Below are 23,831 nucleotides of genomic sequence, written 5' to 3' on the forward strand. Positions count from 1 at the left end.
TTTAGTTTCCTATTAGCAGCATGCTTAAGCCTAAATAACAAATAAATAATGCAAGGTTAAACCAAGACAATTTAAGATCTATATAGTCGTGTATGATTTTTGGTATTGCTAGATTTGTAGTGATAGTCAATATTGCTGCAATAGCCAAAAATAATATTATTGGAGAGATTAGTAAACCATCAAAAGTAATTACAGGCATATAAAGCTCCTTATCTGGATGAGACTTTTTTTAAATGTTGTTTGTGGGGATAAATATTTATGTAACTTTTCTGAAAACAATTATATGATACACTGTATCGTTAAATGACACAATAATGTTTTGGTAATTTCATATAAAAAAGTTATTATTAGTCAAAATATTGTTAAACCTTTGAAATTATTAACTTTTTATGAGTAATGAAAAAAAAATCCAAGTGATTAGTAGAGCTATCAATGTACTACAAAGTATTAGTGATGAGCCTGGTGGGATGAGCTTGGGGAATATAGCAAAGAAAGTTGATTTGCCACGATCTACAGTCCAAAGGATAGTTGCTGCCCTTGAAGCTGAAGGATTTACAAGAAGTGAAGGTGTTGGTAAGATTTTACTTGGATCTGGTATTTTTAAGTTAGCTTCATCATCTTATGCAGATATTGTTTCTTTGACACAAAATTCATTAAGAAAGCTTAGTGAAAAAATACGCGAAACAGTTGTCCTGACACAATCTAATAATACAGATCTTATTATAATGCACCGTTTCATAGCAAATAGAGAGCTACAAGTAATTCCAAGAATAGGTGTACTTGAAAAACCAATTTATTATACAGCCTCTGGCAGGGCTTTATTAGCACTATATTCAGATGAAGAAATCATTGATATCTTTGGTGAAGAGGTTGCTAATAATAAGGAACTATTTGATAAGCTTGCTAAGATTAGAGAAGATGGTGTTGAATATGATTATGGTAAAACAATAGAGGGTATAGTCAGTACGGCAGTAGCTGTAAATACATTTTTAGGTAGTCTTGGTATTTCTATTCTTATACCTCAATATCGTTATGCAGAAAACAAAGATTTTTATATCAAAGAGCTTTTGAAAGTTAAATCTAAAATTTTGGCAGATATAGGTGTAAAACATTCTGAATAGACTGATCGAACAGATCTTCTAGTATAAACAAATTGACAATCTATAGTTATATGAGAGAATTCGAAGATCAAAAAATCTTAGTTTAAATATAAATAGATGTCTACTAATGACTGGAAAAAAGCCCTTAAAGAATCTTTCTACTCACCTTTAGAATTATTAGAGTTTTTGGAAATAGATAGCGAAGAAGCCAAGGTTTCATTAAATATAACCAAGAAATTTAAAATGATAGTACCTAGATCATTTGCTGATAGGATGCAAAAAGGTAATATTAATGATCCATTGCTTAAACAAGTTTTTCCAACTGTAGATGAAGAGGTAATAGATCAAGCCTATAGTAGTGATCCACTTGATGAAAAAAATTATAATAAAGTGCCAGGACTATTACACAAATATCATGGTAGAGTTTTGCTGATATCACAAACAAGCTGTGCTGTGCATTGTCGCTATTGTTTTCGCAAAGAGTTTGATTATAGAGAAAATATTCCCGGTAGAAAAGATTGGTTAAAAGCATTTGAATATATAGCAAATGATCAAAGTATCGAGGAAGTTATATTAAGTGGAGGAGATCCTCTTTTAAATAACAATGAGATATTAGAATTTTTTGTAGAAAATATCCAGCAAATATCTCATATTAAAAGGCTTAGGATTCATTCAAGAATACCTATAGTATTACCAGAGCGAATGACTACTAAACTTTTGAAAATTCTTTCAGAGCATAGGCTTGATACTGTATTAGTGATACATGTGAATCATCCTAATGAGTTAGATGATAGTATTAGTGAAATTTTAAAAGAAATACACAAGCATGGCATAATTATCCTAAATCAAAGTACATTACTTAAAGATATAAATGATGATGCTAATGTATTATATGCTTTGAGTACAAAGCTTATAAATGCTAAAGTGATTCCGTACTATATACACTTACTAGATACTGTCTCAGGGACTAAACACTATAATGTTGATACTGCTAAAGATATTATGAAAAAGCTTTCAGAAATTTCATCAGGATTTATGGTACCTATATTGACCAAAGAAATTCCAGGATATCCATCGAAGAAATGGCTATCTTTTCATAGTTAATTAAAAGAAGTGTTAATGTTTTAAAATCTTATAAAAACAAATAAATCGATTATTCTTGTCTTTAGATTTTTAGATAAATTTTTATCCTTATTTGTAAGTTATAATAAGTTCGAATCTATATACTTATAACAAAACTGACCATCCTATTTTTATCTATATAGCGATTTTATAGTATATAACTGTATGTATGTGGAATTATGTTAGGTAATAATTCTATAAAATTCATTATTAGCTAGACCTTTAATTATCAGCTTTTTTTGATCTGTCGAACTTTTAACACTGATACGAAGAAATATTTCTACAGGTCTTATAGTGTTGATAAATATAAAAGGTACTATATATGAGTAAGCAACTATATGGAGTTATAGCGACTTCAAGCGATCAAAATGAACAAAGACTACCAATAAATCCAGAACTGCTATTAAAAATACCTAGAGATATTAGAAATAGTCTCGTGTTTGAAGCTGGTTATGGAGAATTTTTTGGTATTTCTGATGAAAAAATTGCTAGCTTAACAGCTGGAGTAGTTTCTCGCCAAGAAATATTGGAAAATATTGGCAATATAATATTGCTAGCTCCATCATCAAAAGATCTAGCTCAAATTAAAGAGGGTGGTACAATCTGGGGCTGGACAAATTGTGTTAGAGATAAGGAGATAGCACAATTAGCTATTGATAAAAAGTTAACACTTATTTCTTTTGAATCTATGATTTCCTGTGATAATGAGGAAAAAATAAAGAAAAATGTATTTCATGAGGTAAATGAGTTAGCAGGCTATGGTGCTGTGTTACATGCTCTTGGTTTAAAAGGTATTGATGGTAGATATGGTAATCAAAAGAAAATATTAGTAATAGGCTTTGGATCAGTAAGTCGAGGAGCTATACATGCTTTATTATCTAGAGAGTATAAAGATATAACCGTATGTACACGCTATAGTATCGCAACATTACCGAATGTAATCAAGGGATGTAAATATATTACATCACCCAAAAATATATCTGATAGCAAGAAGTTTGTCGAACTACTTAATAAATCAGATATTATAGTCAATGGAATCTCTCAAGATCTAATAAAACCAACTATGTTTATAAAAGAAAAAGATCTTGAGAAGATAAGTCCTAAATGTTTGGTTATAGATCTTAGTTGTAATGAAAGTATGGGATTCTTTTTTGCTAAAGTAACTGCGTTTAATAATCCTATGTTTAAAGTAGGGACTATAGATTATTATGGAGTCAATCAGGCATCAAACTATCTTTGGGATAGTGCTACTCGATCTATATCCAAAGTAATAAATGATTATTTATCGACTATTACTTTGGTTAAAGAGAATAAAGCAAAGAGCAAAATATTATCAGAAGCCACAGATATAAAAGAGGGCTTAGTTAGGAATAAAAAGATAATCTCATTCCAAAAGAGAGAAAAAGAATATCCTTATAATTATAAATCATAAGGATAATGGTATTAGATAGATTTGATATTAATAGCAGCCATTTTTCCTCTGTTTTCTTCAAGTTCAAAGCTTACTTTTTCGCCTTCACGTAAAGAGCTTAAACCAGCATTTTCAACTGCACTAATATGAACGAATACATCTTTACCACCATCTTGAGGCTCTATGAATCCAAATCCTTTAGATGTATTAAAAAATTTAACTGTTCCTTGTCTCATTGTTTTATTTCCTTTTGTTTTATTGTTTTATATAAGTTAAATCACATTGGGCTTAGTTTTAAACTTTAACGATTTACTTATAAAGGATAGAATATTGGAAATAAACTTCTGATTATTAGTTTCGTAGTAGTCAAATTAAAGTTACAATATAAATAACTGTTGTTAATGATATAGTAACAAATCACTAATTGAAAGTTTTTTAGTGAAAACTCGGTATTTTAGTTAAATCAAAATCTTCTTCATATTTGTCGATATCTTTTAGATATAGGCATAGATCTTGAAAATCTAAACAACTTTCTATCATCGATGATTCTTTATTGTCATCAAAATCTCTATCTGTCATATGGTTTATCAAATTAATAAACTGCTCCATAATTTCAGTATTTAATATACTCATCTCTGCAGCTTGAGCGATGCTTATTTTTTTTGATTTTCTTATTTTCTTAACTAAATTAGTTATATCATTAAAAATAATTTCTAACATTTTATTATTTTCAAAACTAATAAATGTACTTTTGGGATCAATCATTCTAAGTCAATATTATTAAATAGATGATCATTATACTCTGAAATAAGAGCATAATCTTAGTTATATTTAAGATATGTCTCTATAATATGTATCTTTAGTAGATGCTTTGTATTACTATTAGTAGGGAATAAATAAAATAAAGCCTCTAAATCTTCTTTAGATACTTCATTTCTATTTTGCTAATAATAATTTTTAACCTTAAAAGAACTCTAATAGTTCTTAATATTCTAAAATTAAGAGAGGATAATATGCCCAGAATAATAGTTGACCCTAAAAAACCTTTTGATATTAGTCTAAGAAATTTCAAAAGAGCTTGTGAAAAAGCGGGTATCAAACAAGAGCTTAGAGATAGACAGCATTACGTAAAACCAACACAGAAGAGAAAAATGGCTAAAAAAGCAGCTATAAGTAGAGCTAAGAAAGAAGCAAGAAGATCTTATTCTTATTAGTTCAAGTTATAAAGCCATCACAACCTTTGAAGTTGATAATCAAATAGCTGTTTTTTTTATTCTTAGATCAATACAAAACAAAAATAATGAGTATAAAGATCTTTGGACATAAAAAAATCCCACATTGCTGTGAGCTTTTAATATGGCGGAGAAAGAGGGATTCGAACCCCCGGACCTGTTACAGTCAACGGTTTTCAAGACCGCCGCTTTCGACCACTCAGCCATTTCTCCGAACTGATGGAGTATATTATACAATTATTTGTTTGCATTGCAAGGTTATTTTTGACAAAAATGCTAAGATATTTGAAGATTTATATGGTAACTTTTACAAAAGATAATATATTATCGATAGTATAGCTTATATTTAAAGGTTAGATGACGATATGTTTTTTAGCAAAAAATCAAAATTGGGCAAAAGTAGCTCCATGGGCAGATATATTTTTTACGGTATTATTATTTGCTAATTTTTCTGTATATGATCCACATTTTTGGGGATTAATTAACATTCCAATGTATTTGTTTCATCAGACAGAAGAGCACTATGTACCAGGCGGTTTTAAAGATTTTATGAATCGTACTGTTATGGGACTGCCACGAGGTTAGGAGAAGCTTACAGATATTAAGATATTTTGGATAAATATACTTATGGTGTAGTTAGCATTTGCAGTTTTTGGTACTTTGAGCTTTATTAATCTTGGTTTTGGATTATTGATTATAATTTTTAGTATTATAAATTGTTTAACACATATTTCAGAAGGTATTAAACGCAAGAGCTAGAATTCTGGATTAGTAATGGCTAGCTTACAGTTTGTAATATCTATATTTGCAGCTTATTATGTAACAGTACATAGTTTGGACTATCCTATAGCATGGTGGATAGGAACAATAATTTTTTCTATCTTTGCACATATATTGTTATTTAAACTTGTAATGACTAAAGATTAGTCATAATTTTTATATTTATAATAGACATTCTTGATACATCACATTATTATCTTGCTTAAAATTTGTTTAGTTAATCTAATAAAAGAGGCTTGAAAATGTCAGATACTAGATATCAAATCACCAAAAAAGTTACTCTAGTAGGTATGTTTATAAATATATTACTTGCTATTTCAAAGACATTTATTGGAATCATAGGACGATCGCCAGCGTTATTTGCTGATGGAATTCACTCATTTTCAGATCTTTTGAGTGATGCTATGGTTTTATTTGCTGCTAAGTATGCTAATAAGGGTGAGGATCATAATCATCCTTATGGACATGAGAGAATGGAAACATTAGCAACATTAGTGCTTTCTGGTCTGCTTATATCTATAGGTTTTATGATTGTTTATCACTCATTAGCTACATTAATTGTAGGTGAGTATGAAACGCCAGATAGATTTACTGTATATGCAGCAATTTTCTCTATATTAGGTAATGAGTTTATTTATCAGTACACTATGAGAGCTGCAAATAAAATTGATTCTGATATGCTAAGAGCGAATGCTTGGCATAGTCGTTCAGATATGTGGTCTTCAGTAGTTGTATTAGTTGGTCTAATTGGCGCTTTTTTAGGTTTCCCATGGATGGATGCTATCGCTGCCTTAGTAGTCTGCTATATGATCGTTAAGATGGGTGTCAAGTGGGGTTACTCTGCTGTTGCTGAGCTTATCGATGAAGGTGTTGATGCTGAAACACGTAAAAGTATCAAAGAAATAATTACTAATTCGGAAGGAGTGCAAGATTTTCATTTTTTGAGAACTAGAAAAATGGCTGGTAAAATTGTACTAGATGTTCATATTTTAGTTGATAAGTATAGTACAGCTTCTGAGGGACATTATATCGCTGAGATTGTTATAAGTAATATTTATCATAATATCGAAAATATCAAGGATATTACAGTGCATGTAGATGTTACAAATTATGAAAACGGCGTTATTAAGCTTGAAAATTTTGAACCTTCTCGCATAGAGATATTATCTGAGATAAAAGCGATATTTGCTCAAAATAATATTGCCGAAAGTAATATTTTAGATAAAAAAATGTCTATATATTATTTTGAAAATGAAATCTTGGTAGATCTATATGTCAAAAGATCAAATGATCTAAAAAGATTGTCTAAAATGTTGAGCAACCTCTCTGTAAATGGTTATAATACTAATGTAAGCTTATATTGTCATTTAGCTGATAGCTGATACCAAGGAGATTAAATGAAAATCAAAAAAGTAGTTTTTCCAGTTGCTGGTTGGGGAACTAGATTTTTGCCAGCAACCAAATCATGTCCTAAAGAGATGTTAACTGTTGTAGACAAACCATTGATTCAATATGCTGTTGAGGAAGCTATTGAAGCCGGCTGTAAAGAAATTATTTTTGTTACAAGTTCTAACAAAAAATCTCTGGAAGATCATTTTGATAGAAATTTTGAATTAGAGTATTCGTTAGAGAAAAAGCAAAAGTATGAACTATTAGATTTAGTTAAAAACATAATTCCGAAAGATGTAAGCTTTTTCTTTGTTCGTCAGCCAGAAGCTTTAGGGCTAGGACATGCTGTGCTATGTGCAAAACCTCTTGTTGGAATCGAGGATTTTGCAGTGATATTGCCGGATGATTTAATCTATAATCATGATTGTGGTACTGGTACCCTTAAGCAAATGGTGAAAGCTGTAGAAGGTACTGATATCAGAGGATGTATAGCTACTCAGCAAGTCAAAAAAGATGAAACTAGTTCTTATGGTATCGTAGCCAAAGATGGTGAGAATCTCATCAAAGCTATAGTTGAGAAACCAGCTCCAGAAAAAGCCTCATCGACTAATGCAGTTGTGGGTAGATATCTATTGCCTAACAAAATTTTCAGATGTTTAGAGTCAACTTCAGAAGGTGCAGGTGGAGAGATTCAATTAACTGATGCAATCGCTAAACTACTCGATCAAGAAGAGAAAATTCTGTCTTATGAATTTAAAGGTACTCGTTATGACTGTGGTAGTAAATTAGGCTTTTTAATCGCTAACTATGAAATAGCTCTACAGCACAAAGAGTTAGGTAGTAAATTCAAAGAATATCTTCAAAGTCGATAATCATTTATCAATATTTGATAAATATTGTTAAATATTGATAGTATAAACATAGTCAAAAATTCTAGTAAATATGCTAGTATGATTTTAATTGCGTTTTAAAATCAATAGATATGTCATATTCAAATTTTCAAGTTTCAGAAGAGTTTATAGCTCAAGCTAATGTTAATGCTGAGCAATATGAAGCCATGTATAAAGAATCAATAGAAAATCCAGAGGCATTTTGGTCGAAGCAGGCTAATTATATTAGCTGGCATAAACCTTTTGATAAGGCTTTCGCAAGTAGCTTTGATCCTGTAGATATTCAATGGTTCAAAGGTGGTGAGCTAAATGTTTGTTATAACTGTGTTGACAGGCATTTAATAGACAAGGCAAACAAGGTCGCTTTTGTATGGCAAGCTGATGATCCATATCACACTAAGAATATTACGTATAGAGATCTCTATCACAGAGTATGTGAAATGGCTAATATACTTGAGGCAAATAGTGTCAAAAGAGGTGATGTTGTAACTATATATATGCCAATGATACCAGAAGCAATATATGCGATGCTTGCTTGTGCACGTATAGGAGCTATGCACTCAGTTGTATTTGGAGGCTTTTCTGCAGAGGCACTTAAGCAGAGAATTATAAATGCAAATAGTAAATTTGTAATTACAGCAGATGAGAGTATCAGATCAGGTAAGAGAATACCTCTTAAAAAGAGTGTGGATAGAGCAATCTCTGGTTTAGACTTTGTTAGGAATGTATTAGTTGTGAGCAGAACTAAAACAAAGGATATGGTTTGGAACGATATAGATCTTTGTTATGAGAAAGAGTGTGCTAAGGTCTCTGATGAACATAAGATAGAATTTTTTGATGTAGAAACTCCATTATTTATGTTATATACTTCAGGCTCAACTGGTACTCCAAAAGGCCTTGTTCATACTTCAGGAGGTTATCTTGTTTACGCAAGTATGACTCATAAATTAGCTTTTGATCTAAAAGATGATGATGTATATTGGTGTACAGCTGATATTGGCTGGATTACTGGGCATAGTTATGCTGTTTATGGTCCGCTTGCTAATGGTTGTACCTCCTTAATCTTTGAAGGTGTTCCAACATATCCAGATGCTTCTAGAATGTGGAAAGAAGTTGATAGACATAATGTGAAATCTCTATATACAGCACCAACTTTGATTAGATTATTAATTAAAGCCGGCGATCAATACCTTAAAGATTCAGATAGAACTTCATTAATAGTATTAGGATCTGTTGGAGAACCTATTAATCCAGAAGTATGGAACTGGTTTGTAGAGAAGGGTGCAAATAATCAAGCACCTCTTGTTGATACTTGGTGGCAAACAGAGACTGGTGGACATATGATTCTGCCATTACCAGGTGCTCATAAACTAAAACCAGGATCGGCATCTAAACCTTTCTTTGGAGTTGATGTAGCTTTATTAGATACGGATGGTAAAGAGATTGAAGGAGTTGGTAAAGGAGCTCTATGTATTAGAACTGCGACTCCTGGTATGGCTAGAACTATTTATGGTGACCATGATAGATATATTCAAACATATTTTAGTAGTTTCAAAGGTTTCTATTTCTCAGGTGATGCAGCTAGAAGAGATGAAGATGGTTATATCTGGATAGAAGGTCGTATGGATGATGTTATTAATGTATCAGGCCATAGAATAGCAACTGCTGAAATAGAATCTGTATTGAATACTCATTCTAGTGTTGTAGAATCAGCTGTAGTTGGTATGCCTCATGATATCAAAGGTGAAGCGATTTATGTTTATTGCATACTAAAAGATGGTCATGATGGCAAAGGTGCTGGAGATGAATATCTTGATAGTATCAGAAAAACATTAGTATCTTATATTAGACAAGAAATTGGTCCAGTCGCGAGTCCAGATGTGATTCAGTTTACTCCAGATTTACCAAAAACTCGTTCTGGTAAAATTATGAGAAGAATATTGAGAAAAATAGCTGCAAATGATTTTGATAATTTAGGTGACACATCTACACTTTCAGATCCGAGTATAGTAGAATATCTGATAAAAAAACAGATAGTCTAAAACTCATGAATTCTTCTTTACTGCAAGGGTATGTAAAAATATTCTTAGCCTTAGTATTTTGGGCTAGTTTGTATCATATAGCTCCGCTTCCATTAGAGTATGTAGATATATATTTAGTTGGCTTAATTCGTTATGCTATGGCATCTCTTATTTTTCTTGTTGTTCATTATTTTTTTACCAAAACGTTATTTCCACGCTTAAATCTTAGGCAATGGCTTTATGTTATAGCTGTTGGATTCTTTGGGGTATTTCTATATAACATAGCATTCTTATGGGCAGAGAAACTGATATCTGGAAATATTGTTGTTATTATATTTTCATTTAGTCCATGTTTGATAACTATTTTATCTAGTTATATGTTTCAGATGAAAGTCAATCAGCAAGCAAAGATTGGTATATTGGTTGCATTGCTAGGTACTATTGGTGTTGTCATGTTTTCTAGTAATTCTTTTATGGAATGTTCAACGGGCATTAATATGAATCTAGGAGAAATATTAAGTATCTTAGCTGTCCTATGTTTCTCGGCTTATGCGATATTTGGCAAATGTTGTGTAAGAGCTGGTGTTAATATGATTACGATTAACACTTATGGAGCTATAGTTGGAATGATAATGTTTGCTGTAGTGAGTTTGTTTAAATCAGACTTTTCAGAACTTGCTCATACAGATATTAAGTTTTGGATTAGTATGCTATATATAGCGGCATTTGCAACCGTATTAGCTTATCTGTGGTATCTAAGAGCACTTGAGGAAATAGGAGTTTATAAGACAGCTGTTTTTCAAAATACTATGCCATTTTTAGTTATTTTGATTGGTTTTGTATTATATGGAGAAACAATTTCTATCTTATCATTGCTTTTGGGTGGAGTAGTATTCTTAGGTGTGTATATGACAAATGTAGCGGTTAGTAAACGAGCATAGACTTTAGCATATTTTATTAACGCTTAAATTGACATAATATATTTAATTCCAACACTTAGTCTAGTTTAGATCAATTAAAATTTAACAAGGACTGTCAATTATTCCCATGTTTCAAATTAAAAAATTGCTATTATCAGTTTCGAAATAGTTCTATATATCATTTGGATGCGCACAAAAGCTGGATTTTCGTTATTGGAGTTAATGGTTATGATAGCCGTTGTTGCTATTGTAGCTGCTATAGCTATACCTATATATTCAAATTATAAGACTAGAGCTAAAATTTCGGTAACAGATGCAATAGCAAACATCTATCTTAATCAAGTCACAGATTATACCTTTGGGAAAAAGATATTTCTTGATGAAGCTTCTGAATTATGGGGTTGTAGAGAACTTAATAGAGATAATGTTATTAAGGTATGTATAGAACGAATAGATTCACAAAATGCTGTTATGAAGGTATATATTGATCAAGATATATTACCTAATATAGAGCAGCCTTACTATCAATATAATTTAACCTTAGTAATATTAGGAGAAGTGACATGTTTACTAAAACACTAATAAGTTACTATTGGAATTTTTTTTTGAATATATCTTTGTCAAATGCAGCGATTCTTTATATAAATAAGGCTGCTGGTAATATACCTAGTAATTTAGTCACTGGAGTTGATTCTAATGAATCATCATCTGAACAAGATACTAATTTAGATTATTTTTATGATACACCTACTTTTGGAAATATAACTAGTATGCTAGGGTTTTACAAGTGTGGAGAGAGTGGTGATTTTCTCCCTATTTGTAGAAAGTATTCAAATGACGTCTATGTGGGATCTAGAAACGGTGTTACGTATATTGTTTCGGGTGAAGGAGATGCTAACGCTGGTTATTATGAAGATCCAAATGTTTTTGGAATATTTATTGATTCTAGTAGTCGATTAGGGACTTATACTAGTCTTCCAGAAAATAGTGCAGGGTACTCTAGTAATGTAGGAGATATTATTGATAGATATACTAATACTGACTTTTCACCTTATGATCCTCCCAACTTTAATGTCATTGATGAGTTTGAGAAATCAATAGCAGCTTTTTTGGAGACGCAAGATTCAGAAGATAGTGATATAACAAATAAGCCTTGTGGAAGCAGTTGGTTTTGTTCAAAAGAAACCGTACGTGAACAAATTAATAATTATTGTTCTGAAAATCAAACCAATCAATATTGTCAAACAAGATCATCTTCTAATTAAGTCTATTTCTGAAATCTGCTCCATAAGGTGAATATGTGAATCCTATGCTCTCACGATTATGAACTTCAACAAGTTTTGAGTGAATATCAGAACTGGTTGATGAATCTCTATGAAATTTGTTCCATTGATTATTTTTATAGGTATCTTTACAACCTACAAGTATAAGAGCTAGAATCATTAAGCCCATAATTTTCTTAAGCATAGTTGTAAATTACTGTATCAATTAATAATAAGACTAATGATATATATTATCAGATTAGACTAATGAATAAAGATTTCTAGAGTATATTATTTGTATAAGTATGATTTCACTAATTAACTTTTAATGGGTGCCATTATTTTTTTCTATATATTTCTAAATTGATAATAGTTATTCTTAGTGAGTTTTTATTTATCTATATGGGAGCATATGAATAATAGAAGTTTTTCTCTAATAGAGTTAATAATTGTTATTGCGATAATTGCTATTATAGCTGCAGTAGCAATACCAATGTATTCAAACTATCAAGTTAGAGCAAAACTTTCTGGTGCAGATGTTGCTGCTCGAAGTTATATTAATGAGATTACTCATTATATATATGAAGCTGGAAAATTTCCTGATGAGGACTCCAAGCTTTGGGATCCTGTTATACTAAACAAAGACAATATTGTTAAAATTGAGAAAGAATAGATGACCAGAATGCAAATATCAAAGTTTATGTTGAACCAACTTTAATACCTGATATTACAGATCCGTATTATCAATATGATCTATCTATAGTAGAGTACATGAATTTTTAATTAGGAGAAAAAAATAGTGATTTTAAAAAAAATAGCAATTATTTTAGCAAGAGCTTTTTTGGGCATTTCATTATTAGATGCTGTAACTTTTGAGATAAATAAAACATCTGGGAATCTCCCTAGTAGTATGGTTCCTGGTGTTTCTAATAATGGAGATATATCCACAAATAATAATGAAGATACGCCATCTTCAAATGACTCAGCCCCATCTAATCCACCTATGACAGAAACTACAACGACAGGAGGTGTTTGGGGTATTTCATATTCAAGTCCAAGAGCTGCAACAGGCTCAGTTCTTCCGAATGGTGAAAAAGGGTGCTTAACGGGAGATAATAGTAATCTTCTAGTAGCTTTCCGAGGAGATAATCAAAGAGTCACTTTAAAGACTACACTTAGTGATGGTAATAAATATGACATAATAAATGAGCCTGATAGTGATTATGTATATATTCAGAGAAATGGGTCGGAGAGATTAGGAAATCAAACTAATCCTAAGGTTGTATCTATTCTTGAAAGTTTTGTTAGTGAAAAAGGTGACTTCATTGCAGGCGTAGGCCAAGGTTCTGCAATGTGTGATAATTATGCTAAGGATGAAGACACTGCCGGTTTTTGGAATAAGTTATGTACTGCTCCATAAAGTTTCAGGAAATTTTACATCTTTACTTCTTCTAAAAACCATCTATCAAGAGAGATTATACAGTTCCGTATTTAATAGACTCATAAGTTCCTCCACTATATGTAGAGCTAATCTTTGAGCAGATATTATCACGGTATTTTTTAAAATCTTTGATATTTAGAGCCTTTGAGGGAGTCTAGTTTTTTTATCATACATTTGTATTTGTGTCTTGAGGCATTGATTAATTTCATAGGTATTGCCATCACATATTGGATTATTGGCAAAAACTAATATGGGTAAAATAGTGAGAGTATTATTCTAAGCATTATCTTATATCCTATATTTCGATGATATGACTATCTAAATCAAGAAAGTCGTTAATTTTATTTTTTTCTGTTGTCGTAATAAAAACTTGTGATTTTAGATTTTTAAGATAGCTAAAAAGAGTTTTTGTATGAGTATTATCAAGTTCAGATGTTATATCATCTATTAGATAAATACATTTATTTTCATTTTCTAAGTTATGAATCTCTCCTTGCGCTAATTTGATTGCACAAATCAGTAGCTTCTGTTGTCCACGTGAGAAGATATCTTGTATTGGTTTATGATTTATAGTCAGAACTATATCGGCTTTATGAGGACCATGATTAGTGACATTGTATCTATTATCAGACTCAAATGATTCTTCTAAAACCCGCGCTAGACTTTTGTGTGAGTTCCAACCACGGAAGTAATCTATATCAAGTTTTAAATCTGGATTAAATTGTGACAGAACTTCATATATTTTAGGTTTTAATTTTGTAAAATAAGCATGTCTTTTGTAATCTAGAATATCAGCAAACTCGCATAATTTTTTATCTATCCCGTTGATATAAGCTTTTGGGTAGATTTGCTTAAGAGCGGAGTTTCTTTGTTTGATAAGAAATTTAGTTTGTTGCCATATTTTTAAGAAGGTTTTATCAAAATAAAAAGCGCCCCAATCAAGTACTTTACATCTTTGTTGAGCACCAGAGTTTATGATATTGAAACTTTCAGGATTCATTAATTGGATAGGCAAAACTCGCGCTATTTCAGTATGATTTTTTTGAATTTCGCTATTTAATTTTGAAATATTATTACTATTTTTTTTACGTGATAGTGAGATGACTATTTCATCAGGGTTATAAGCTTTTGTATAGACTATAAATTCATCACTATCATGGTTAATTATACGATTAAGCTGTGAGCTGCGAAATGATCTACTATGCGACAGAAAATATATTGATTCAAGAATAGATGTTTTGCCAGAACCATTTTTACCAACTATAAAATTTATACTATTTTTAAAATCAAAACTCTTAAAAGGAATATTTCTAAAGTTTTGTAAGCGTAAGTTGGCTATATACATTTTTTAGATAAATTCTAAGCTAGTATTATAAATTTGTTGTTTTAGTATATCAGGATTTAGTTGATAAATATCGTTAAGCAATTCAAAAATTGTAGGTATATTCTCCGGGGTATTAATATCTTTAGAACTATCATAAAGTCTCATGTCAGGTGAGTCTGTTTCTAAAACAATATTTTTCGGGTTGATTTTTTGTAGAGTTTGTTTAAGTTTTGACTGTGGGTGAGAGATAATTCCTCCAATGCCTAATCTAAAGCCAAGATCTATATACTGTTGTGCGATAGTATCGCTTGCATTAAAAGCATGAATAATTCCACCATTAATAAATTTTAAATCTTTAATGATTCGTAATACCTCATTATGAGATTTTACAACATGAATAATTACTTGTTTATTGAGATTTTTAGCAATAGCTATTTGCGCTGAGAAAAACTCTATCTGTTTATTAAAATTATTAAATCTTTTATCTAGACCAATCTCTCCAATAATTTTGGCTGAATACTTCTGAGTATATATTTCTAAATTATCCAAATCAGACGGACTATGATTGTCTATAAATACTGGATGTAAACCAAAACAAAAAGCAACGTTATTATATTGTTGATTAAGTTGAACCAGATTATCCCAATTATTTCTTTGAGTAGCAGGGTTTATAAAGTGAGTGATACCTAACTCATCACTATTTTGTAATATTGTATCTCGTGTTTTATCAAAAATAGCAAAATCTAAGTGACAATGTGTATCGATAAACATAGATGTTTAGTTAAATTCTTTTACTTATTAAGTTATAATATAGCGCAATATACATAACAATTATACTTTTCAGCATCTTTGAGAGTATTAATAAAATAAGCATTTATCTATAAGGTTTGTAAATGAACAAAGTTACAAAAGATTTTTTATTTGAATTAGGTACAGAAGAGCTACCTCCAAAAGCGTTGCGCAGCTTAGCAGAGTCTTTGTTAAATAGTGTAGAGACTCAATTAAAAGATGCAAAGGTTAGTTTTGGTGGTGCTAAGTGGTTTGCTTCACCAAGAAGATTATCTTTTATAATTAAAGACTTAGTAGAGTCTCAAGAAGATATAGTAGTTGAGAAGCAGGGTCCACTAATTAGTATTGCTTATAAAGATGGTGAGCCAACAAAGGTAGCTATAGGTTTCGCAAACTCTTGTGGTGTTGAGCTTGATCAATTAGATAGAATCGAAACTTCAAAAGGCGACAAACTTTTTTATAAAACTACACAATCTGGACAACCAACAACTTCCTTGTTGCAAGAAATTATTACAAAAGCACTTAAGCAACTCCCAATTCCAAAAATGATGCGTTGGGGTGATTCAGTTGTTGAATTTGTAAGACCTGCGCATTGGGTATTAGCATTATATGGTAATGAGATTGTTGATATTGAGATTTTAGGACATAAAGCTTCTAATATTACTTATGGGCATAGATTTCATCATCCTGATGCAATATCTATCAATGAGATTTCTGGATATGAGAAGTTATTAGCTGAAGCTAGAGTTCTTGTCGATTGGGAGCAGCGTAAGCAAATGCTAATTGAACAAGCCAAAAAAATAGCTAAAGAAAATAACTATAAAGTAGTTTTAGATGACGATCTTGTAGAAGAGGTTTGCGCTATTGTAGAATATCCAAATGCTATGCTATGTAGCTTTAATAAAGACTTCTTAAGAGTTCAACAAGAGGCTTTGATATCTTCAATGGAAGAGCATCAAAAGTGTTTTGCCTTATTAGATTGTGATAATAATTTGGTTGCAAATTTCATTACAATCTCAAATATTGAGAGTAAGAAGCCTGAGCTTGTAACATCTGGTAATCAAAAAGTTATGAACGCAAGATTAGCTGATGCGGCATTTTTCTATGATACAGATCTGAAGAAATCTTTAGAACAGTTATTACCTAGATTAGAGAATGTTACATTCCAAAATAAACTTGGAAATATGTATCAAAAAGCTCAAAGAATTGCTAATACAGCACACAAAGTAGCGGATTTAAATAATGTAGATAGTCAACAAGCTTATAGAGCTGGTTTATTAGCTAAGGCTGATTTGATATCTGATATGGTATTTGAGTTTACTGATTTACAAGGGATAATAGGTAAGTATTATGCAAAAGCGCATGGTGAAACAGATATCGTTGCTGATGCTATAGAACAGCAGTATTGGCCAAAATACTCTGGTGCAGAGTTACCAAGGACTGATATCGCAGCTTGTGTTGCACTAACAGAAAAGTTAGATACTTTAGTTGGGATATTTGGAATTGGTCAAAAACCAACAGGAAATAAAGATCCATTTGCTCTAAGAAGATCTGCAATCGGTATTCTGCGTATTCTAAGAGATACAAATATTGATATAGCTTTAGAAAAGGTTATTGAAATTGCATTAGATAGCTATAAAGAAGTGAATAGCATAGAGTTTAGCTCTGATATAAAAGCAGAAGTTGTATCATTCTGTCTAGACAGACTAAAAAATCTATACAAAGATGAAGGTGTTGCTGTCAATATCTTTGAATCAGTAATTAATACTAAATATGATTCAATCAAAGATTTTGCTGCTAGAATAATAGCGGTAACTAGTTTTATATCTTCAGATAAGGCACAGAGTCTTATAGCATCAAATAAGCGTGTTGCTAATATTCTTAGTAAGAACGCATCTGAAGATATAAAGTACTCTTATAATATTGAGATAGCTAAGACAGTAGGCAATGAGTATGAATTAGCACTTGCTTATAGTATAGAAGAAATAAGCGCTGATCTAGATAAATATCTAGGTAATAGAGAATATGACTATGCTTTAGAACTTTTGACTTGTTTAGATAAGGTTATCGCAGAGTTTTTTGAAAATGTGATGGTTATGGATGATGATGTCAGTGTCAGAGATAATCGAATTGCATTACTTGTAACTATTCATAAAATGTTTATTGGTGTTGCTGATATTTCAAAACTTTAATCTTAAAATATTTATTTCATTATTTTTCTGTTTTATTATGTTTAGATAATTAATCTTTTTTAGGGAACTTATGTCAGGACAGAAAAATGTCTTAGGTGGCATATTGAAACCATGTTGTTTAGAGCCTAAGACAGGGGTTTATAGAGATGGTTTTTGTCGCACTGATAATCATGATCATGGCTTACATGTTGTCTGTGCCATTATGACCCAAGAATTTTTGGAATATATAGCATCAAGAGGCAATGACTTATCTACGCCTAATCTTTTATTTGATTTTCCTGGGCTTAAAGCTGGAGATAAATGGTGCCTATGTGCGTTGAGGTGGCTAGAAGCATATCAAAATGGAGTAGCTCCAGAAGTAGTGCTTGAGTCAACTAATGAGAAAGCCTTATAAGTAGTCAAGAAAGAGTACTTGCTAGAAAAGGCTTACTCTGTAGAGATTTAGCTAGCTATTGATTACTTTTTTGTTTAGTTTGTATATCCCAAAAAGCAGTATAACTGTAGCTAATGTGAAGATAAATTGTGCAATTGGTGATGCTATCACTAAGTCTCTGCCATGATAAAAACTTATAAAATAACTACCACTTGCAGCAATCATATTTTTGATAAAGTTTACAATCGAATTGGCTGTGCCAAAACTATGATCAATTTGGTCAATTGCAAATGAATAAATAAGAGTTGAGCTAAAGGCCACATTACCGCATAAAACAAACATTATTAATGTATAAAAAAAGGCATTATCAAGATTTAGACTATTAAAGATGATCGAAACAATACAGCTAATAGTTATAAGGGCGACACTGTAATATAAAAATTTGAGTTGCTGAACTTTACTCGAGTGTCTTTTTATCAAATAGTTTGCAAATATAGCGGCAATACAGCATAAACCATAATATATACAGTACCATAAAGATCCTGTTGCATAATTACCTAAATATATTAAAGCTGATGATGAAATATAGATGAAAAGAGCAGCAAAAATAGTGCTGCTTGCAATTGTAGCAAGCATAAAGCGAGAATTGCTTAGATGTTGAAAATAGCTAGGGATTAATTTTATTAGGCTAGATTTTCTATCTTTATGCTCTAGAGTTTCTTCGATTAAAAAAGCACATAGAAGCATAACTACACCATATATGGTTAAGAAGTGAAAGGTACTTTGCCAAGTGTGAGTTAAATTTGTAAGAATAGTACCTATTATTGGAGCTACTATGGGAGCTATTAACAATATTATAATTATTGATGTCACAAGATTCGTAAGTTTGGCTCCTTTGTAGCAGTCACGAGCAATTGAGAAGGCTATTACAGCTCCTACTGAGTCAGATAGACCTTGTATTAAGCGCATTATTTCAAGCATTTTGAAGTTGTAACTATATGAACATAGTACCGTACTTATGATATAAATTACACTACCGATGATAATAACTTTTTTGCGTCCATATTTATCAGAGATAGCCCCCCAAAAAAGCATACCAAATGAAAAACCAATAAAATATGTTGCAAATGTTGTAAGAACTGTACTATCGCTAACACCAAAGTCGCTAGCTATCAGTGGAATAGCAGGAGCGTAAGTGTTGACAGCTAGTGGCGTAAGGGCTGCAAACAACGCTAATACTATAGGAAATAATTTAGAATCTCGAGTTATATTTTTCATAAATAGATAGCAGAGAATATGTTATATATTTTTTATGGTATCAAGTATATACTCTTTTAATTTTTTACCAACTATTTCATATCTCCAACCAATAGCTTATTACTCGAGTAGTTAGGGTCGATACTAAGATTATATGCTACTGAGCGAATATCTTTTCTTGATGCTATTAAGGAAGCATCAAATTTTAAGCTTCTTGTTTCAATATCAAAAAAATTAGTTATTTTGTCATTTATCTCGGTGGATATTTTAGCACCAGATTTTTGCTCTAAGTTTATATGCTCTAGGTTATGTTTAGAGTTAAGAGCTGTTATGACACTTTTTTTTATCCAAGGTTTAAGTTTTTTTTAGATCTTCAGAATCAAATGAGTTTAAAGACTTAGGATTTTTATGGGCTATAGCATAAAGAATTTTATTATCAAAAATAAATCTAACTAGAATATTTTTTTGTTGAGCGATAGATTCGCGCTATTGAGCTACTAATATGGCATTTTTTTGTGTTTTTTCATTAAACTTTTGAATATTACCAATTTTATTATCAATGTTCTCAACAGTGTTAAATTCTGTTTTTTGTATTTCTAATAGTTCTTCATAGAAGTACCGTTTATAATCAGTTTGATTAAGTTTTTCTTCAAGATGATGTTTGACTTCAATAAGATGCTCAACATCTTTTAGGGCATAGTCAAACTGCTTTTGAGAAAGCGGCCTTTTACGCCAATCTGAGAACTGTGACTCTTTCTCCATTTCGATATCTAGTATATCTTTGAGTAGAGCCTTGAGAGATATCTGTGATTGAGTACCTAAAAATGAAGCGGTCAGCTGAGTATCAAAAATATTATTTACTTCACAATTAAAAAATCTTTTTATAGTTCGCATCCAGTAAAATTCTGTATCTACAGCTATTTCTTTAGTATTTTTGAGAGTTTGTACAATATTCTCTAATTTTTTATCTGTATCTATTATCATTTTTTAATTTGTTAAGAGGTTTACGCCATGCTTGGGTAGCTATTTGTTTAGCATTTTGAGTGATTAAGTTTCCATGAGCTAGGATAATTTTATCAAAACCCCAATCTATAATTTTTTGTAAAGATTGAGCAGCAAGTTCTTTATCATTCCAGCCGATTTGGTATTCTGGAGCTGGTTTAGCTTTGTTCCACATTCTAAGAATTAGCCCCATATCTTTATACCCCAGACTATATTTTTGTATTACTACCTATGTTTTCAATAATATCAACTAATATTAGAGTTTTGGTGTCTTTATGAAGAAAAGCAATCTCGTTCATAATTTTATTACCCAGAATGGGTTGCTGTAGTAATTCTTCTAAGATAGACTTATCTGTAAGTATCTCATCATATTTTAGATTAGGCTGTTTTTTTATTTACACCTTGACAGATATAAGTTCTAGCTTTAGGAAAAGCACCTTGTGCTGATTTACATGCAAGTGATGGAAGTTTCCAGGAGCTATTATACAGCTAACGTTACCAATCTTTAAAATCTTATCTTTTAAGCTATTATCAATCTTGCATGGAGAATGTATCAGTATGGAATTATCATTTAGCTTTATTAGTGTAGTTATAGAACTAAATTTTATCCCTGAATACTTAACTGGATATTCAATAACCCATATTCTATCAGTTATAAAAGGACATATTTCATACATTAGTTTGTATTTATTAATAAGTAGTAGATTAAACTAGGTATATGTTATCATTTTCACAGATTTATTGTTTAATAAAATTAGATGATTGCAGATAATTCTAAAGATTTTGATTTAAAAAGTTTCTTGGCAAACTTAACTACACATTCCGGTGTTTATCGTATGCTTGATAAGCATGGAGAAATAATCTATGTTGGTAAAGCAAAAAATCTCAAAAATCGTGTAAATAGTTATTTTTCAAAGGGTGCGAAAGATAGTAAAACTCTGATGATGGTAGAGCAGATTGCTCGAATAGAGATAACTATTACCCCTAGCGACTATGAAGCATATCTACTAGAGAATAATCTCATTAAGCAACACCGTCCTAAATATAATATTTTATTTAAAGATGATAAAAGTTACCCATATCTAATAATTTCTCGTGATAAATTCCCTAGGGTATCTTTTTATCGTGGCAAATCAGCATATAAAAAAGGGCAATGCTTTGGACCTTATGTGTCGATATCATCAGTTAAAAATACATTAAACATTATACAAAAAATCTTTCCGATCCGTCAATGTGAAAACTCGTACTATAAGTCTAGAGTTAGACCATGCTTGCAATATCAAATTAAGCGTTGTTTTGCACCTTGTGTGGGTTTGGTTTCTCAACAGCAATACGATGAACAATTAGCAATTCTAAAGAAATTCTTAGCGGGTAAATTTAGCACTGTTTTAGAAGAAATCTCAGCAAAGATGTATCAAGCTTCTGAGGATATGGAATATGAGAAAGCACAAGTTTATCTCGATCAATTAGTGATATTACGCAAGCTACAACAGCAGCAAATAGTTGATATTCAAGAAGATAAAACATTTGATGTAATTGGTATATATATGCAAGATAGCTATGTAAGCATAGCTTTATTACAAATTCAAAATGGTGATGTTATCGCAGATAGACATTGGAGTATTCATGCTAAAGGGCAGGATAAAACCTCAATTATGCATGCTTTTTTATCTCATTTTTATTTAGGTGATGAGATTCTAAATATTTGGCCAAAAAATATAATCCTATCAAAAGTTGAGTTTGCTGATATTACTGATCTTATGAATAGTATCTCTCAAAAAATTGGTCAATCAATAAATTGGATAGTTGTACCGGCTGCTGATAATCTCAAGTGGTTGAAATTAGCGGAGGTAAATGCACGACAAAAATTAAATATCTATACAAGCTCAAAATCTCAGTATCAAAAACGCTTAGAATCACTCAAAGAATTTCTTGAGTTAGAAAAAGATATTAAGCGTATTGAGTGTTTTGATATTTCACATTTCCAAGGTGAGGCAACTATAGCATCGTGTGTTGTATATACAGATGAGGGTGAGGATCGCAAATCTCATCGCAGATACAATATCAAAGATATCAAAGCGAGTGATGATTATGCAGCAATTCATCAAGCAGTATCGCGTCGAGTTAGTTCAGGACTAGAAGCTAATAACCTCCCTGATGTTATGATAATAGATGGTGGTAAAGGACAGATTCATCAAGCAGAAGCCGTTTTTAGAAAATATGGGATTCAAGATAAAGTCCAACTTGTAAGTTTAGGTAAAGGTGTTGAGCGCATAAGTGGTAAAGAAAAAATCTACAAAGGTTTTGATGATACCGAATATACATTAGATGAGCACAATCCAGGATTTTTATTATTACGACAAGTTAGGGACTCTGCTCATGATCATGCGATTAAAGGTCAGCGTAAAAAAGTAAGTGTCAATAGACAATCATCAATTATTGAAGAAATAGAAGGAGTTGGACCAAAACGCCGTAAAGCTTTGATAATGTATTTTGGCGGCTGGCAAGAACTATCTAGAGCTTCTGTTGATGAGATTGCAAAGGTTAAAGGAATCAGTAAAAAATTAGCTCAAGAGATTTGGGAATGTTTTCATTAAAAAAATACTAAACATCAGCAACATAATGACGTAAAATATTCGCATTTTAAAAACTATCAAATTAAAAAAAAATGAATAAAAAAAGTTTGCTACTAGTTATTTTAGGAATATTTTCAATATTCTTCTGTTACTTCTTTGTTGATAGACAAATTGTTTGGTTTTTATATGAACATAACTCTCGACAATATACGATTATGAAGTTTTTCTCAGATGATATTATTTTACTTATAACAGTCTTAGTATTTGTATTTTATATATACTATTTAATTAAGCTTATACTCAAAAAAGTAGTAGATACTGACACAAAATTTTTGCTAGTAGCTAATGCAATTATAATTGGACAATTTATCAAAAATATTCTAAAGGGGATTTTTGGTAGATATTGGACGGAAACTTTTAAGAACAATCCTTCTTTGATTAGAAATGATTTATATGGATTCAATTGGTTTACATTTGATAATATAAATAATTCTTTTCCATCTGGTCACGCTACATTTATATTTTCATTTAGTGTAAGTATGTGGATTTTATTTCCAAAGTATAGATGGCTTTGGGCATTGTTGGCATTTTTAGTTGTGATTACACAATTGCTACAATACTTTCACTTTGCTAGTGATTTAATTGCTGGATCAATGCTTGGATCAATAGTTGGGTATTATGCAGCCCAGTCTTATAATCAGAAATTTAAACAGTCTAAATAAAAATACAAATCTTACAAAACTATAGTTA

At 31.1% G+C, this 23,831-nt stretch carries 23 protein-coding genes, 1 tRNA gene and 3 pseudogenes; 17 read left to right on the forward strand and 10 right to left on the reverse strand.

Annotated elements, in window-relative coordinates; genetic code table 11:
* Position 1 precedes the first annotated feature (1 nt).
* A complete protein-coding gene (locus FNO12_RS04095; protein ID WP_004287616.1) occupies positions 2 to 199 on the reverse strand; it encodes a hypothetical protein in 198 nt (65 codons plus the stop codon).
* A gap of 190 nt (positions 200 to 389) precedes the next feature.
* Between FNO12_RS04095 and FNO12_RS04100 the strand changes: the two genes are divergently transcribed.
* The 3 genes from FNO12_RS04100 to FNO12_RS04110 all read left to right on the forward strand — a co-directional run bounded on the left by FNO12_RS04100 (position 390) and on the right by FNO12_RS04110 (position 3,654).
* The gene (locus FNO12_RS04100) at positions 390 to 1,121 is read left to right on the forward strand and encodes an IclR family transcriptional regulator (RefSeq protein ID WP_014715328.1); all 732 of its coding nucleotides are present in this window, start codon (positions 390 to 392) and stop codon (positions 1,119 to 1,121) included.
* Between the two features lie 96 nt (positions 1,122 to 1,217).
* Complete coding sequence (gene epmB, locus FNO12_RS04105; protein WP_014715329.1) at positions 1,218 to 2,204, forward strand: EF-P beta-lysylation protein EpmB; 987 nt, start codon at positions 1,218 to 1,220, stop codon at positions 2,202 to 2,204.
* 340 nt (positions 2,205 to 2,544) lie between these two features.
* Positions 2,545 to 3,654: a N(5)-(carboxyethyl)ornithine synthase gene (locus tag FNO12_RS04110; RefSeq protein ID WP_014715330.1), complete on the forward strand. Its 1,110-nt coding sequence runs from the start codon at positions 2,545 to 2,547 to the stop codon at positions 3,652 to 3,654.
* An 11-nt stretch (positions 3,655 to 3,665) separates the two neighbouring features.
* Here the strand turns inward: FNO12_RS04110 and FNO12_RS04115 are convergent, their stop codons facing one another.
* Positions 3,666 to 3,869 (reverse strand): cold-shock protein, encoded by a 204-nt coding sequence (locus FNO12_RS04115; RefSeq protein WP_014715331.1) that lies wholly within the window; start codon positions 3,867 to 3,869, stop codon positions 3,666 to 3,668.
* 199 nt (positions 3,870 to 4,068) lie between these two features.
* On the reverse strand, positions 4,069 to 4,398 hold the full coding sequence (locus FNO12_RS04120) for a hypothetical protein (protein ID WP_014715332.1): 330 nt from the start codon (positions 4,396 to 4,398) through the stop codon (positions 4,069 to 4,071).
* Between the two features lie 248 nt (positions 4,399 to 4,646).
* Here FNO12_RS04120 and rpsU point away from each other — a divergent pair, with 248 nt between their 5' ends.
* Positions 4,647 to 4,847, forward strand: coding sequence for a 30S ribosomal protein S21 (rpsU, locus tag FNO12_RS04125; RefSeq protein ID WP_014715333.1), 201 nt, complete (start codon positions 4,647 to 4,649; stop codon positions 4,845 to 4,847).
* 143 nt (positions 4,848 to 4,990) lie between these two features.
* Here the strand turns inward: rpsU and FNO12_RS04130 are convergent.
* Positions 4,991 to 5,078 (reverse strand) — tRNA-Ser (locus FNO12_RS04130).
* Positions 5,079 to 5,222: 144 nt separating this feature from the next.
* Here FNO12_RS04130 and FNO12_RS04135 point away from each other — a divergent pair.
* From FNO12_RS04135 to FNO12_RS04165, 7 genes and pseudogenes are all read left to right on the forward strand, one after another.
* Positions 5,223 to 5,792: pseudogene (locus tag FNO12_RS04135) on the forward strand (HXXEE domain-containing protein).
* A gap of 95 nt (positions 5,793 to 5,887) precedes the next feature.
* Positions 5,888 to 7,027, forward strand: a complete 1,140-nt coding sequence (locus tag FNO12_RS04140) for a cation diffusion facilitator family transporter (RefSeq protein ID WP_014715336.1) — start codon at positions 5,888 to 5,890, stop codon at positions 7,025 to 7,027.
* 15 nt (positions 7,028 to 7,042) lie between these two features.
* Entirely contained in the window at positions 7,043 to 7,906 is an 864-nt protein-coding gene (galU, locus tag FNO12_RS04145) for a UTP--glucose-1-phosphate uridylyltransferase GalU (RefSeq protein WP_014715337.1), read from the forward strand.
* 110 nt (positions 7,907 to 8,016) lie between these two features.
* On the forward strand, positions 8,017 to 9,966 hold the full coding sequence (gene acs, locus FNO12_RS04150; protein ID WP_014715338.1) for an acetate--CoA ligase: 1,950 nt from the start codon (positions 8,017 to 8,019) through the stop codon (positions 9,964 to 9,966).
* 5 nt (positions 9,967 to 9,971) lie between these two features.
* Positions 9,972 to 10,886, forward strand: a complete 915-nt coding sequence (locus FNO12_RS04155) for a DMT family transporter (RefSeq protein WP_014715339.1) — start codon at positions 9,972 to 9,974, stop codon at positions 10,884 to 10,886.
* Between the two features lie 165 nt (positions 10,887 to 11,051).
* The gene (locus tag FNO12_RS04160; RefSeq protein WP_048349211.1) at positions 11,052 to 11,447 is read left to right on the forward strand and encodes a prepilin-type N-terminal cleavage/methylation domain-containing protein; all 396 of its coding nucleotides are present in this window, start codon (positions 11,052 to 11,054) and stop codon (positions 11,445 to 11,447) included.
* Positions 11,429 to 12,130: a hypothetical protein gene (locus FNO12_RS04165; RefSeq protein ID WP_014715341.1), complete on the forward strand. Its 702-nt coding sequence runs from the start codon at positions 11,429 to 11,431 to the stop codon at positions 12,128 to 12,130. The genes FNO12_RS04160 and FNO12_RS04165 overlap by 19 nt, the downstream gene beginning before the upstream one ends.
* Here the strand turns inward: FNO12_RS04165 and FNO12_RS04170 are convergent.
* On the reverse strand, positions 12,123 to 12,332 hold the full coding sequence (locus FNO12_RS04170) for a hypothetical protein (protein WP_014715342.1): 210 nt from the start codon (positions 12,330 to 12,332) through the stop codon (positions 12,123 to 12,125). The two genes, FNO12_RS04165 and FNO12_RS04170, sit on opposite strands and share 8 nt — an antisense overlap.
* 207 nt (positions 12,333 to 12,539) lie before the next feature.
* Between FNO12_RS04170 and FNO12_RS04175 the strand changes: the two are divergent.
* Positions 12,540 to 12,910: pseudogene (locus FNO12_RS04175) on the forward strand (prepilin-type N-terminal cleavage/methylation domain-containing protein).
* Positions 12,911 to 12,926: 16 nt separating this feature from the next.
* Positions 12,927 to 13,547, forward strand: coding sequence for a hypothetical protein (locus FNO12_RS04180; RefSeq protein ID WP_014715344.1), 621 nt, complete (start codon positions 12,927 to 12,929; stop codon positions 13,545 to 13,547).
* Positions 13,548 to 13,863: 316 nt separating this feature from the next.
* On the opposite strand, the gene recF is transcribed toward FNO12_RS04180, so the two are convergent.
* Together recF and FNO12_RS04195 are read right to left on the reverse strand one after the other, a co-directional pair.
* A complete protein-coding gene (recF, locus tag FNO12_RS04190) occupies positions 13,864 to 14,913 on the reverse strand; it encodes a DNA replication/repair protein RecF (RefSeq protein WP_014715345.1) in 1,050 nt (349 codons plus the stop codon).
* A gap of 3 nt (positions 14,914 to 14,916) precedes the next feature.
* Positions 14,917 to 15,663: a TatD family hydrolase gene (locus FNO12_RS04195; RefSeq protein ID WP_014715346.1), complete on the reverse strand. Its 747-nt coding sequence runs from the start codon at positions 15,661 to 15,663 to the stop codon at positions 14,917 to 14,919.
* Between the two features lie 122 nt (positions 15,664 to 15,785).
* On the opposite strand from FNO12_RS04195, the gene glyS reads away from it, so the two are divergent.
* On the forward strand, positions 15,786 to 17,873 hold the full coding sequence (gene glyS, locus FNO12_RS04200) for a glycine--tRNA ligase subunit beta (protein WP_014715347.1): 2,088 nt from the start codon (positions 15,786 to 15,788) through the stop codon (positions 17,871 to 17,873).
* A 70-nt stretch (positions 17,874 to 17,943) separates the two neighbouring features.
* Positions 17,944 to 18,267, forward strand: coding sequence for a DUF2237 family protein (locus FNO12_RS04205; RefSeq protein WP_030005576.1), 324 nt, complete (start codon positions 17,944 to 17,946; stop codon positions 18,265 to 18,267).
* A 51-nt stretch (positions 18,268 to 18,318) separates the two neighbouring features.
* On the opposite strand, the gene FNO12_RS04210 is transcribed toward FNO12_RS04205, so the two are convergent.
* The 3 genes and pseudogenes from FNO12_RS04210 to FNO12_RS04220 form a co-directional block, all read right to left on the reverse strand.
* Complete coding sequence (locus tag FNO12_RS04210) at positions 18,319 to 19,524, reverse strand: multidrug effflux MFS transporter (protein WP_014715349.1); 1,206 nt, start codon at positions 19,522 to 19,524, stop codon at positions 18,319 to 18,321.
* A 21-nt stretch (positions 19,525 to 19,545) separates the two neighbouring features.
* Positions 19,546 to 20,487 (reverse strand): annotated as a pseudogene (locus tag FNO12_RS04215) (HRDC domain-containing protein).
* Positions 20,468 to 20,698 carry a hypothetical protein gene (locus FNO12_RS04220; RefSeq protein ID WP_041257377.1) on the reverse strand — a complete coding sequence of 77 codons (231 nt, stop codon included), beginning with the start codon at positions 20,696 to 20,698 and terminating at the stop codon, positions 20,468 to 20,470. The pseudogene FNO12_RS04215 and the gene FNO12_RS04220 overlap by 20 nt, the downstream one beginning before the upstream one ends.
* A gap of 565 nt (positions 20,699 to 21,263) precedes the next feature.
* Between FNO12_RS04220 and uvrC the strand changes: the two genes are divergently transcribed.
* Positions 21,264 to 23,102 (forward strand): excinuclease ABC subunit UvrC, encoded by a 1,839-nt coding sequence (gene uvrC / locus FNO12_RS04230; RefSeq protein WP_014715352.1) that lies wholly within the window; start codon positions 21,264 to 21,266, stop codon positions 23,100 to 23,102.
* A gap of 71 nt (positions 23,103 to 23,173) precedes the next feature.
* Positions 23,174 to 23,803 carry a phosphatase PAP2 family protein gene (locus FNO12_RS04235; protein WP_014715353.1) on the forward strand — a complete coding sequence of 210 codons (630 nt, stop codon included), beginning with the start codon at positions 23,174 to 23,176 and terminating at the stop codon, positions 23,801 to 23,803.
* Positions 23,804 to 23,831 lie beyond the last annotated feature (28 nt).

Origin of the sequence: Francisella orientalis FNO12 (genome assembly GCF_001042525.2) — a bacterium.
GTDB classification, from domain to species: Bacteria; Pseudomonadota; Gammaproteobacteria; order Francisellales; family Francisellaceae; genus Francisella; species Francisella orientalis.